This window comes from Gracilimonas sp. (assembly GCF_014762685.1).
Taxonomy (GTDB): Bacteria; Bacteroidota; Rhodothermia; order Balneolales; family Balneolaceae; genus Gracilimonas.
On sequence record NZ_JABURM010000006.1, the window covers coordinates 487,335 to 500,176 of the forward strand.

11 protein-coding genes and 1 pseudogene are annotated in these 12,842 nt (G+C 41.2%); 4 read left to right on the forward strand and 8 right to left on the reverse strand.

Annotated features, from left to right (window positions below):
- Window positions 1–2: 2 nt before the first annotated feature.
- Window positions 3–2,204 carry a 1,4-alpha-glucan branching protein GlgB gene (gene glgB, locus HUJ22_RS11745; protein ID WP_290877720.1) on the reverse strand — a complete coding sequence of 734 codons (2,202 nt, stop codon included), beginning with the start codon at window positions 2,202–2,204 and terminating at the stop codon, window positions 3–5.
- A gap of 103 nt (window positions 2,205–2,307) precedes the next feature.
- Between glgB and HUJ22_RS11750 the strand changes: the two genes are divergently transcribed.
- Window positions 2,308–3,534 carry an FtsX-like permease family protein gene (locus HUJ22_RS11750; RefSeq protein WP_290877723.1) on the forward strand — a complete coding sequence of 409 codons (1,227 nt, stop codon included), beginning with the start codon at window positions 2,308–2,310 and terminating at the stop codon, window positions 3,532–3,534.
- A gap of 77 nt (window positions 3,535–3,611) precedes the next feature.
- Here HUJ22_RS11750 and murF read toward each other — a convergent pair whose 3' ends face one another.
- Window positions 3,612–5,222: a UDP-N-acetylmuramoyl-tripeptide--D-alanyl-D-alanine ligase gene (gene murF, locus HUJ22_RS11755; RefSeq protein ID WP_290877726.1), complete on the reverse strand. Its 1,611-nt coding sequence runs from the start codon at window positions 5,220–5,222 to the stop codon at window positions 3,612–3,614.
- 222 nt (window positions 5,223–5,444) lie between these two features.
- Between murF and HUJ22_RS11760 the strand changes: the two genes are divergently transcribed.
- Window positions 5,445–6,449: a sugar phosphate nucleotidyltransferase gene (locus HUJ22_RS11760; protein WP_290877729.1), complete on the forward strand. Its 1,005-nt coding sequence runs from the start codon at window positions 5,445–5,447 to the stop codon at window positions 6,447–6,449.
- Window positions 6,450–6,722: 273 nt separating this feature from the next.
- Here HUJ22_RS11760 and HUJ22_RS11765 read toward each other — a convergent pair whose 3' ends face one another.
- The 5 genes and pseudogenes from HUJ22_RS11765 to HUJ22_RS11785 all read right to left on the reverse strand — a co-directional run bounded on the left by HUJ22_RS11765 (window position 6,723) and on the right by HUJ22_RS11785 (window position 10,194).
- Window positions 6,723–7,199 carry a PhoU domain-containing protein gene (locus tag HUJ22_RS11765; protein ID WP_290877732.1) on the reverse strand — a complete coding sequence of 159 codons (477 nt, stop codon included), beginning with the start codon at window positions 7,197–7,199 and terminating at the stop codon, window positions 6,723–6,725.
- A pseudogene (locus HUJ22_RS11770) lies at window positions 7,139–7,867 on the reverse strand (Na/Pi symporter). The gene HUJ22_RS11765 and the pseudogene HUJ22_RS11770 overlap by 61 nt, the downstream one beginning before the upstream one ends.
- A gap of 211 nt (window positions 7,868–8,078) precedes the next feature.
- Window positions 8,079–8,675 carry a Holliday junction branch migration protein RuvA gene (ruvA, locus tag HUJ22_RS11775; RefSeq protein ID WP_290877734.1) on the reverse strand — a complete coding sequence of 199 codons (597 nt, stop codon included), beginning with the start codon at window positions 8,673–8,675 and terminating at the stop codon, window positions 8,079–8,081.
- Window positions 8,676–8,775: 100 nt separating this feature from the next.
- Window positions 8,776–9,351 carry a crossover junction endodeoxyribonuclease RuvC gene (ruvC, locus tag HUJ22_RS11780; protein ID WP_290877736.1) on the reverse strand — a complete coding sequence of 192 codons (576 nt, stop codon included), beginning with the start codon at window positions 9,349–9,351 and terminating at the stop codon, window positions 8,776–8,778.
- Window positions 9,352–9,354: 3 nt separating this feature from the next.
- Window positions 9,355–10,194, reverse strand: coding sequence for an enoyl-ACP reductase (locus tag HUJ22_RS11785; protein ID WP_290877738.1), 840 nt, complete (start codon window positions 10,192–10,194; stop codon window positions 9,355–9,357).
- Between the two features lie 175 nt (window positions 10,195–10,369).
- Between HUJ22_RS11785 and HUJ22_RS11790 the strand changes: the two genes are divergently transcribed.
- Window positions 10,370–10,774, forward strand: coding sequence for a four helix bundle protein (locus tag HUJ22_RS11790; protein ID WP_290877741.1), 405 nt, complete (start codon window positions 10,370–10,372; stop codon window positions 10,772–10,774).
- A gap of 28 nt (window positions 10,775–10,802) precedes the next feature.
- Here HUJ22_RS11790 and dinB read toward each other — a convergent pair whose 3' ends face one another.
- Window positions 10,803–11,891 (reverse strand): DNA polymerase IV, encoded by a 1,089-nt coding sequence (dinB, locus tag HUJ22_RS11795; protein ID WP_290877743.1) that lies wholly within the window; start codon window positions 11,889–11,891, stop codon window positions 10,803–10,805.
- 164 nt (window positions 11,892–12,055) lie between these two features.
- On the opposite strand from dinB, the gene HUJ22_RS11800 reads away from it, so the two are divergent.
- Window positions 12,056–12,841 carry a hypothetical protein gene (locus HUJ22_RS11800; protein WP_290877746.1) on the forward strand — a complete coding sequence of 262 codons (786 nt, stop codon included), beginning with the start codon at window positions 12,056–12,058 and terminating at the stop codon, window positions 12,839–12,841.
- The last annotated feature ends 1 nt before the right edge of the window (window position 12,842 follow it).

Consider the following 12,842-nt stretch of genomic DNA (forward strand, 5'->3'; position numbering starts at 1 on the left):
GTCTAACTCTTTGGTTTTAAGATTATACCGGCTAATGGCGGTACTGTTATTGCGATATTGGCTTTTTGGCTGTGCCATTCCCCCCATTCTGCATGAATCTTACTGTCTCCGGCGTTACTGCCACCATAAAATTCAGAGTCGCTGTTCATAAGCACTTCATATTCCCCTGCGTGAGGAACACCAACTTTATACCCATAATGCACTTTGGGGGTAAAATTCAAAATTACAACGATAAAATCTTCCGGGTCTTTTGCTCTCCGGATAAAGGAAATAATGCTGTTATCGGCATCGCTTATATCGATCCACTCAAATCCGCGCCAATCAAAATCTACTTCGTGCAGGGCTTTCTCTTGTTTATTAAGTCTGTTTAGATCTTTGAGCAAGAGTTTAAGTCCTTGATGTTTTTCCCACTCAAGTAAATGCCAGTCGAGGGATCGTGCTTCACTCCACTCTGCCCATTGCCCAAACTCACTCCCCATAAAAAGCAGGTTCTTGCCCGGGTGGGCATACATGTATAAATAAAGTAAACGAAGGTTTGCGAATTTTTGCCAATCGTCGCCCGGCATTTTTGAAAGCATAGATTGCTTCATGTGGACAACTTCATCGTGAGAAAATGGAAGTGTAAAATGTTCTGAGAATGCGTATATCAAAGAAAAAGTCAATTGATCCTGATGGTACTTTCGGTAAAGAGGATCTTTTTCGATATATGTGAGGGTATCATTCATCCATCCCATATTCCATTTAAAGTCAAAGCCCAACCCCCCGGTTTCAGTAGGCCGGGAAACTCCTCCCCAAGAAGTGGACTCTTCAGCAAAAGTAATTACGCCGGGAAAATGGTGATGAACAGAATCGTTGAATCTCCTTAAGAAATCGATAGCCTCAATATTTTCTCGTCCACCATATTTATTGGGAACCCATTCGCCTTCATCACGGGAATAATCCAGATAAAGCATAGAAGCTACTGCATCAACCCGAAGGCCGTCAATATGAAATTTTTCACACCAGTAAATGGCATTTGAGATCAAGAAGTTTTGCACCTCCGTTCTCCCGAAATTGAAAATGCAGGTTCCCCAATCTTTATGTTCACCTTTTCGGGGATCGTCATGTTCAAAGAGGCCAGTGCCATCAAAACGGCGAAGTCCATGATCGTCTTTAGCAAAGTGAGCGGGCACCCAGTCCAAAATAACACCAATACCCGCCTGATGGCATTGATCAACAAAATACATGAAATCTTCAGGCGTGCCAAAACGGCTTGTCGGTGCAAAGTAACCGGTGATCTGATACCCCCAGGAAGGATCATAAGGATGCTCTGCAATGGGCATCAGCTCAACATGGGTATATCCAAGATCTTTCAAGTATGGAACGAGTTGGTCTGCCGTTTCTCTGTAAGTTAAGAATCCGGGTTCTTTTCCAACTTTACGGCGCCACGAGCCCAGGTGTATTTCGTAAATAGAGATTGGCTGACTATACCCTTGGTTTTTCTCTCGAGATTTAAGCCATTTGTCATCATTCCAGGAATAATTCTCAATGTTAGAGACAATTGAAGCTGTCCCCGGGCGTAACTCTGAATAGAAAGCAAATGGGTCGGCTTTTTTTAGCGGCGGATCTTGAACAGGGGATTTAATTTCATATTTATAATAATCTCCGCTCCTGACATGTGGAATAAAAAGCTCCCAAATTCCCTGATCGTGAAATTTACGCATTCGGTGGACACGACCATCCCAGCCGTTAAATTCGCCAATTACACTGACTCGTGTAGCTTCGGGAGCAGTTACCACGAAATGGGTTCCGTCAACCCCATTAATACTTCGCTCATGGGCTCCCATAAACTCATAAGCCTGATGGTGATTCCCTTCCCCCCAAAGCTGAAGGTCAAAATCACTGATTAATGAATTAAATTGATAGGCATCGGTGATAGTAAATGTTTTCCCTTTGTGCGGAGTAATTTCCAGTTTATAATTAAAACGATTTTTGCGCCTGGAAAAAACTTTTTCAAAAAGGCCCTCTTCCGATATTTGAGTCAGTTCATACTTCTTTTTACCAATAACGGCCGTTACAGATTTAGCTTCTGGGCGAAAAGTCCGCAGTACTAATTTTGTTTTATCGGCAACGTCAACTTCATGCAGTCCTAAAACCGAAAAAGGATCACCATGTGATCCGTCTGACAGGGAAGTAATAATTTCTTTTGTAAGTGTAGAACTCATCACCGTTATTGGATTAGAAAGGGCGATAAAGATACTAAAAGTTTATGAAATGTATGTGTTCATTTAAAGTGCTTTCAATTGCTTGATTATATATTTTGGGTCTATGAATAATTCCGGATTTATTGCAAGGCGATATCTGTTTTCCCGAAAACATATATCGCTGATTTCCACACTTACCTTTATTAGTATTACCGGTATAACTATCGGTACGGCCCTGCTCATTGTGGTTCTGTCTGTATTCAATGGTTTTTTTGATGTAATCAAAAGCTTCTTGCTTTCTTATGATCCTGATGTAAGAATAGAAGCATCCGGTGCTGAGACCTTCGCACAGAATGAGAAAAAAATGGAGCAAATACGCTCACTCCCAGAAGTGCGAATTATATCTCCTTATGTAGAAGGGAAGGCATTGTTGGCTTTAGAGGGCATCCAGAATGAAGTTGTGGATGTCAAAGGTATAGAGCGGGAGTTGTTTTTTCAGTTGGTCGACATTGAAAAAAGCGTAACAACAGGTGTATTTGATGTTTCAGTACGAGATAAAACCCCGGGTATTATCATTCATGAAGAACTCAAAAACCGCTTGAGACTTAATATAGGAGATGACATTGCCTTATTGAGCGCGGCAGGCATGAAAAATGCCCTTACTCAAATAACGGTTCCCCAAACCTATCGGTTTGACTTACGCGGGGCATATTTTTTACAACAGGTAGCCGGCGGACCTAAAGTATTTGTGGATATTGAAGCCGCAAAAAGGCTTTTTCGTGTTCGAAATGGAATTACAGGAATGGATATAAAACTTCACAATAATGAAGATGCGGAACAGGTAAAAGGGAAATTATCGACAATACTTGGAGACGATTTCGAAATTTCTACATGGTATGATCTTCAGAAACCTTTATACGATGTCATGTACCTGGAGAAATGGGGTTCCTTTGTGGTTTTAATTCTTATAGTAATTGTCGCCGTGCTGAATATCATAGGATCATTGACAATGATTGTAATTCAAAAACAGCGAGATATTGGGATTTTGATGTCGATGGGATACAGTAAAAAAGGCATCAAGTCTATTTTTAGGAAGCAAGGGTTATATATTGGATTAATTGGCTGCGGTATTGGAGGAACCCTCGGCTTATTGTTAAGCTGGGCACAGATGAAATTTGGATTGGTTAAGCTTTCATCCGCGTTTATTATTGATGCCTATCCGGTGCAAATAAGTCCGGTTGACGTGACGATAATTTTAACAGCCAGCTTACTGCTTTGCGTATTGGCCAGTTGGTATCCTGCACATCGGGCCGCTCAAGTTCAGCCGGCAGATGCCGTTCGATATGAATGAGATAATGTATAATGTTGAGTTTTAAATGTTAAATAATGGACTCATTTAACATTTAGCATTCAATAATTTAAAATTACTTACTCATTATATACATCCGGGAGATCGTTTTCGTAGAGAATGATATCTCCGGGGCGCGCATGTTTTTGAACCAGTTCATTGGCTTCAAACAAAGAATTGACGACCCGGACATTTAAAGAAGCAGAGTCTTTTGATTTAATTCCCTCCAAGATAGGTTGCACCCTTTCCTCACCAACCAACACAACAAAATCCAGGTTGGCTTTAGCTATGGTTTCTCCAAATTTATAGTTTTCTTCAGCTTCAATTTCTCCTAATTCTATCATGCCCGGAGTGATAATTATGCGCTGCCCGGAGTTAAATTGTGAAAGAATTTCAACGGCATTTTTAGCCCCAACAGGATTAGAGTTGAAGGCATCGTCAATTACAAAAATATCCCCCTGTTGTTTCAATTCAAGGCGATGTTCAATAGGTTTAATATTTGCCGCGGCTATAGCCATGGTCTTCAGGCGAATCCCAAAATGGCTGGCTACTCCCACCGCCAGCAATAAATTCTGCACATTATGAGCGCCCAAGAGCTTCGTTTGGAAGTGCTCTTTGTAATCTCCTGCCTGAACATCAAATTCCATACCTGAAGTGCCGTAAGAAATGGAGCTTCCGCGAATTTCACCGTGTTCCAGTCCTGCTAAAATGCGGGAAATTTCAGGCCGACCGGCTCCCATTTTAGCAACCCGACTATCATCTGCATTTAAGACAGCAACATCACCCTCCGCCAGGTTATCCACTAAGGTGCCTTTTTCTTTGGCAATTACATCTTGTGAGCCGAATGTTTCTAAGTGAGCAACCCCAACATTTGTAATTACTGCGATATCAGGTTTCGCTATATCGCATAACTCCTGAATGTTTCCTTTATACCGAGCCCCCATTTCCAGGATCAGGATTTGATGGTGAGATTGCAGGTCGTTGTTAATTACTTTGCAAATTCCCATTGGAGTATTATAGCTGCCGGGTGTTGAGCATACGCTGTAACGCTCTTTCAGTAAATCCCGGATCATAAATTTAGTGCTGGTTTTTCCATAGCTTCCGGTGATGGCTATTACCTTTAGATCCGGCATAGAAGCCAGCTTTGCCCGGGCTTGTTTCTTAAATCCTTTTTGAATGTATTTTTCAACTGGTTTGGTAGTCAGGCCTGCTAAAAGGAGATAAAAAGGAATAAATGCGGCTCCAAACCCCCATCCGATCAGCAGCATTAATAAATCAAAAGAAAGGAGTCCTGTAAAATGATTCGGGAGAGGAAGGTTTAAAAATGGGAGGGTTCCTGTGAAACTCATATAAGTGAACAAGCCGGGGAAAAGAGAAGATAAAGTTACAAACGGAACCAGCAGTCGTTTAACCCGTGAAGTATAAATTAAGGGTTTTTTTACCTTTTTAGGACGGTATCGCGCAACGGAGCCAAACCAATAAAAGGTAAAAACAAAGAAAACAAGACTGAGGGAAGTATAAGTGATGGTTTCAAAAACCCACTCATCAAACCAAAGTAAAAGAAAAATGAAAATGTTGATTAGGGCAATGTTGGAAGGAATGATTTTTTCGTCCCAATGAGCTTTCATCCACTGCCAGAACTCGTTGTTTTTATAGCCAACTTGTTGATAAGAGTGCAGAAAAAAGCGCATGCGATACCAAGTGTACCGTAGAAATACGAGACAAAAAAGAATAGCGCCGACATTAAGAAGCGTGTAATACCAACTCAAATTAGTAAGGTTTAGTTAAAAGGTTAATAGCCGCCGGGGAATATAAGGAAGGTATGAATTAGGCAGAGAGTCGAAATCGATTCATAACCTTCCTATATTCACCGTCACTTCAACAAAATTGTTTCAAAAATCGAAAACAAATATATGAAATTAATTATCCCGATGGCCGGCCGAGGAACTCGTGTTCGTCCACATTCGCATACTGTACCCAAACCGCTCTTGCCCGTTGCAGGAACTATGATTATTGAGCGCATTGTGGAAACCTTTAACCGCACACTTGATCGTAAAATTGATGAAATTGTGTACATACTCGGGCCTGATTTTGGTGAAGATATCAAACAACCCCTCCGTGAAATGAGCAAACGGCATGATGCCAAAGCTATTTTTGAAGTGCAGGCCGAGGCATTGGGAACTGCCCACGCTGTTTCTTGCGCCAATGAGCATTTGGATGGCGAAGTAATAATTGCTTTTGCTGATACTATTTTTGACAGTGAAAAACCTTTTGATCTTGGTGAGGCAGATAGTGTAATCTGGCTAAAAAAGGTGGAAGATCCATCTCGTTTTGGGGTTGCGGTATATGAAGGGGATACAATCACCGGATTTGTAGAAAAACCGGAAGAATTTATCTCAGACTTAGCCATTATAGGGGTTTATTATTTCAAGAGCGGAAATGCTCTTAAGGAGAAAATTAATGAGGTAATTGAGAAAGACATGAAAGGGCCGGGGGGAGAATACTTCTTAACTGCTGCTTTGGATATGATGATCAAAGAAGGTAAAGTCTTTAAAACAGCTACTGTTGACGAGTGGTTGGACTGCGGAACCTTACCTGCCTGGCTCGAAACCACCGGCATTATAACAGAAAAAGAGTTTGATGACATCGATGTTTACAAGTATCCTGACTCTAAAATCATACCTCCTGTTTTTATCGGGGAAGGAGTAGAAATCAAAAACAGCACCATTGGCCCGAAAGTAAGCATAGAAGCCAACACGGTGATTAAAAACTCTAAATTAGATAACTGCATTATTCGCAACAACGCCACCCTGGAAAATGTGGAAACTTCAGGATCTACTATTGGTGCCCATACTTTACTCAAAAATGTGAAGGGAAAAGTGGATGTAGGAGACCACAGCGTGCTGAACATTGAATAGGAAGAATTAAGCTGAAAACTCAAATGATGAGCCGGTTGTTATCTCTCCGGATAACCCTAAAGAATTTATTTCTGTGTTAGAAGAAGAAAGAAAAAAATAAAGTAATCACAGATTATTCACCGGCATTCATTCACTTTAATTACCCTCTTTCTTCGACCACTTTTTCGTATGCGGCTTTTACCTTCACCCCGGCAATGGCTTCGTTTACATTAAACAAGTGATCCCCAAATTTTTTCGAGGCGATTCAGGTAATCAAGAAATACAAACCCTACTTTAGTTTGAATACACCTTATTCTCAAGTTGATTGTAATGATATTCCAGTAATTTATCCTGATAGTCATTGATAGCGTTTTCAATTTCCATTGCTTTTTCAAGGTCAATGTTTTCACTATCCTTTTCCAAATTATCCCGGACGTTGCGTATGGCCTCATGGATTAAGTTGAGCATTTTTCGAATCCCTTCCATTGAGTCTTCGTTTAACATGGTGCCTTCATTCTGCATTCGTTCGAATGTTTTTGACATTTGGTAATAGATATCACCAATCCGTTCAAGATCATTTATCATGCTGTGGATCCCGCGAATACGCCGTGTGGCTGTTTCTGTCAAATTATAGCTGGATATTTTTGTTAAGTATTCAGCTATTTCAAGCTCGATGGTATCGGTAATCTCTTCTCTCTTCTTGATCTTTTTTAGGAACTGTTCCTGTTTATTCTGCTTTTTAAATAGGAGTCCCTGTATGCTGAAATGCATTTTTCGATCAACTTGGCAAAAAGCTCCACTTCTTTATGAGCTTGAGAAATAGACAATTCGGGAGAAGACATCATTCCTGATGAAATATACTGCAAACGATAAGTGCTGTCGGCCCCGGGTTTTTCTTTCTGATATTTCTCAACAAATCGAACAAGGCGCGGCACAAAAGCAAAAAGAAGCAATACATTTATAACATTAAAGGTGGTGTGAAATAAAGAAAGCGCTAACGTTGCATTAGCCCTGCCGATTTGATCCGTGGCTTGAAGAACAGAATCGGCATCCGTTAAAAAATATCCCATAACATTGTCTATGCCGATAAGAAATGGCTGCATAAGGATGAGCATCCATATTACCCCAAACACATTGAAAACAAAGTGAAACCGGGCGGCTCTTTTAGCATAAACATTCCCAATAATTGCGGCAATATTAGCTGTCACTGTGGTTCCAATATTGGCCCCCATAATTACCCCGGTTGATTCTACAAAGGTGATAAGGCCGGCATTTACAAAACTAACCACCATTACCGTAGTTGTTGACGATGACTATGTAATCGTAGTGGCAGTAAACCCGGTAAAAAGCCCACGGAGTCGGGTGGTGGTCATCCTTTTGAGAATAGCTCTCAGTTTATTACCTGCTACCTTTTGCAGCCCGTCACTGAAGACCTTCATTCCGTAAATAAAAATTCCCAGGGAACCGATTTAATTGCAGTAAATCGAAAAAATTATCGGCCATTATGTATGCATTGGTGTGCTGAAATGTGTGGGAAGATAACAACAGATATTATAGCGATCTAAAACTGATTGCCAAAGAGTCAATTAGGCTAAGATTACCCTCCGGGGAAAGCCGGGGAGTTTTTCAAAATTTCTAAATCAGGGAATGCTATTTATTTAAACTCGCCAGGGCTTTTTTAATAACTGCCGATGCATTATCACTTCCGGTTTCTTTGAGAGCTCTCATCACAGCTTGTTCCGATTCTTTCTTTTTGAAGCCAAGCGACTCTAAGGCAGATATAGCCTCACCGGTTACTCCTGCGTCTTTAGAGCCGGTTGGGGAAACGCCGGCCGATGCAGCATATTCTGCGAGTTTATCTTTTAATTCTACAATAATGCGTTCCGCTGTTTTCTTTCCGATTCCATTTACCCTAGAAAGTGCTGCGGAATCAGAACCGGTTATGGCACCAATAAGCTGATCGGCCGGCAAGCCGGATAAGATGGTAAGTCCCAGTTTGGGGCCAACGCCTTTTACAGTGATCAGTTTCTCAAACAACGCCTTCTCATCCGAAGAGAAAAACCCAAACAACCGCTGATCGCTGTCGGTGATGTGATGATAAATCAGCAGCTTTACTTCTGAGCCGGCACTTTCCAATTGCTCTTGGGTGATCGAAGAAATTTCAACCCGGTAACCCACGCCTTGCACATCAAGGAGCACTAGCCCTTCTTTCTTTTCTTCGATGTAACCTTTCAAAAATGCGATCATGTGTTATTTATTATTGTAGGAGCGAATCGCATTCGCCCTGATGTTTGAATCAAACAAATTTAGGCGTATGCGATACGCCCCCTACGGTAATTATCTCAAATTACAACCCCTTCACCCGATCAGGATTATCTGCCACAAAACTCGCCCAATCCCCCTTCTTATTATTCTGATGCGTTTTCTTTTTGGAGGAACCGGGGATTCCTTTAGCCTTCATCATATGGCACCAAGCCACCGCCAAAGCATCTGTGGCATCATTCGATAATTTTTCGTCGGGGAGTGTTACCATTTTATTCAGCATAAAAGCAACCTGTTCCTTGCTGGCGTTTCCATTTCCGGTGATAGACTTTTTTACCACTTTTGGAAAATATTCTACTGCAGGAAGTCCGTTGTTAGTGATGGCCAACATGGCAGCAGCCTGGGCCCGGCCCAGTTTCAGCATTGCCATAGGGTCAACTCCATATACAGGGGTTTCTACTGCACAGGAAGTTGGTTTGTTAGAGCGGATGATAGCAGAGATTTTATCAAATATAACCTGCAGTCGCTCGGCGTGATCATCGATATCGGCCATACGGATTACATCACACCTTAAGGCGATCAGCTTTCCGTTTTCTTCCGTCAACAGGGCGTAACCGGTGTTTCGGGAGCCGGGATCAATACCGAGGATTATATCAGGCATATATTATTTGTTGTCTTCTTTGTCGCCGTAAACTTTAGCAAGATCGTTGATCATTTCTTCTGAAATACCGGAGTTTACAAAACCGCCATCGTGGAACAGGTTTTGCATGGTTACTTTCCGTGTGAGGTCCGAGAACAGGGTTACACAGTAGTCGGCACATTCATCGGCCGTAGGATTCCCCATGGGGGCAATCATATCGGCAAAAGTATACATTCCGTCAAAACCTTTAATCCCGGTTCCGGCGGATGTTTTAGTCGGGGCTTGGGAAACGGTATTCACACGAATGCCTCGTTTGGCTAAGCGACTTCCGTAATTGCGGGCAATACTCTCCAGCAAAGCTTTGGCATCGTTCATGTCCGAATACTTGGAAAAAATACGTTGTGCCCCTATGTATGAAAGTGCTACAACGCTCCCGCCATCATTCAAAATTTCTGCTTTCTCTGCGTGATGAAGAACGCGGTGCAGAGAAATAGCGGATATGTCCAGCGTCTGCTGAAGCCAATTGTAGTTTAGGTCAGTGTATTCTTTTTTCTTGCGGATATTGGGAGACATCCCGATGGCATGAAGTATGAAATCAATACCGCCTAAGTGCTCTTTTGTTTTAGCCATAAGCTCTGCAACATCGTCATCATTTGAAACATCACAGGGAATGATGGGAGCATTTGTTTCTTCTCCAAGAGCATCTAATGTTCCAAGACGCAATGCAATGGGCGCGTTTGAAAGCACAAAGTCAGCCCCCTCGCGTTTACAGGCGAGGGCAATTCGCCAGGCTATGCTGCGCTCATCCAATGCTCCGAAAATAATTCCTTTTTTTCCTTTTAATAATCCGTAACCGTCACTCATTGTATGTCAATTTCTTATTGTTGAATGGTATGCGGGGAAATTCACGATAATCTCGGTAAAATGATAGTTATGTATGGATAAAGTGATGAAGTGACGAGTGATAAAGTAGGTTTTAAAGAATTTTTTGTAAGGAATTCGAATTTGGAGGCTCTTACTAGAGTAAAAAGGAGCTTGTATGAATTTAAAAGATTGGGAAAAAGAAGTGCATCCAGACATTAAAAATGATGTTTTATGGAAAGTTGAAGCATATCGACTTTCACTATATCTGGCAGATATATGTTGGTTTGATACACAAAAAATTTTACAAGAGAAGTATTTCTCCATGGCTGATCAGTTGATTAGGTCTTCCGGCTCAATAAGTGCTAATATTTCTGAAGGTTATTCCCGAATCTCAAATAAGGAAAAAGCACGATTTTACGAGATTGCATTTGGTTCAGCACGTGAAGCACGCGGATGGTATTTTAAAAGTCGTCATATCCTCACTCCTGAATTAGCTGAACAAAGAATTAGCCTGATCACAAAAATCATAAAACTGTTGTTGAATATGATTTCCGACAGAAGAAAAGCTCATATTGTTTGAAAAATTTACTTTATCACTTGTCACTTCATCACAAAAACGAAAGCTCCAACTGCTCCCAAACTGTCTCCTCATTCAGATTTAGATTAGACAACGTAATCCCCAATAAACGAACGGAGCGATTTCCAACGTCTGTTTCTTCCAGTAATGTTCGGACGGTTTCAGTGATATCAGTATATCGATTGGTGTAATGTGGCAGGGAGGAGCTTCGGGTAATAGTCTCAAAATTTTTATAACGAACTTTCAGGGTGATGGTTTTGCCTGCAGCGTTTATTTTCTTCATCCCTTCGGCAATGGTTTGAGCAAGTTCATCTAAGAAATTATAAATCCATTCCAGGCTCTCAATGTCATCGGAAAACGTACGCTCTTTGCCATACGATTTTCGAACCCGGTGTGGTTTTACTTCCCGGTGATCAATCCCCCGGACAATCCGATAATAAAATCTTCCGGATTTACCGAAAGCTTTTACTAAATCAATTTCAGTCCATTTCTTTAAATCTGCCCCGGTTTTGATACCTACCGCATGCATCTTTTTTTGCGTTGCCTTCCCAACCCCATAAAATTTACTGATTTCCAGCTCTTCCAAAAATGCTTCTGCTTTTTCAGGGGGGATGAGCGTCATTCCGTCAGGTTTGTTGATATCTGAAGCTACTTTAGCCAAGAACTTATTATGGGCAATACCAGCGGATGCCGTCAGCTTGGTTGTTTCATATATCCGTTCCCTGATCTCTTTAGCAATCAGCGTGGCGGACGGGATATTCTTATGATTTTCAGTGACATCGAGGAAAGCCTCATCTAAGGAAAGCGGCTCTACTAAATCCGTGTATTCAAAAAAGATCTCACGAATTTGCTGAGAAGCTTTTTTATAAGCATCGAAATGAGATTTGACGAAAATACCTTGCGGACATAGTCGTGCAGCCTGGGATGCGGGCATCGCTGAATGAACTCCAAATTTTCGAGCTTCATAGCTTGCAGTTGATACGACTCCGCGGCCATTTGGGGAGCCTCCCACAATCACCGGTTTTCCTTGCAATTCAGGATTATCCCGCTGCTCTACAGCAGCAAAAAAAGCATCCATATCAATATGGATAATTTTGCGACAAGGATAATTTGATTCCATAACATAAATTACACATATATTCTCATATACAAAAATGCAATAGCATAAAACTTAGATAATAAAGAGGTAGTAGCATTGTTAGAAAGGCTTGTATTGAGAGTTTATGGAACATAAGTTTCCGAAAAGTCATTAAATTAGAAAAGATCAAAAAAACATTCTTTTATATGAAGCTATCAAAGCAGTTTGTTATTTATTGCACATTTATTCTGACCCTGATTTTTGCCACAGTCAGTTGTTTTGAGAATCCATCTGATCCGGGAAATGAAAATGGTGAAGATGAATTTTCTCATACCCGAAATCCGGGTATTTCTGCAAATGCCTTTCTTTCTGATTCTGATTTCACAGAGTTGGTAATAGAAATAGATTACATGCCCAATTATCCTCCCAATGAACGGGCTTTGGATAGTTTACAGGCATTTTTGGAACAAAGGCTAAACAAAACATCGGTTACTATTTTAGAGCCGACTGAAATTCCTTCCGGAGATCAGAATGCATATACAGCCAATCAAGTTCGAGATTTAGAAAGCCAGCATCGTGATCAATTTAGTGAGGGAGAAACTTTGACTGCTTACATGATTATACTGGATGGCAGATATTCGCAAAGTAATGTGTTGGGGATTGCATATTACAATACTTCTAATGCTTTTTTCGGTGTGGCTTATGATGATGCAACCAGTGGTTTTGGTGCACCATCACGCTATCAGGTAGAGTCTACATCTTTTCGGCATGAGTTTGGCCATTTATTTGGGTTGGTAAATATTGATGGGTCAGGAACCGATATGCAAACCGATCACCAAGACGAAGAAAATGGCCATCATTGCGATAATGAGAATTGCCTGATGTATTACGCCATGGAGCGATCCGACTTGATCTCTCAATTCTTTGATGAGAGTGTGGCTGAATTGGATGCCAATTGTATAGCGGACCTTCAGGCTAACGGAGGAAAATAGA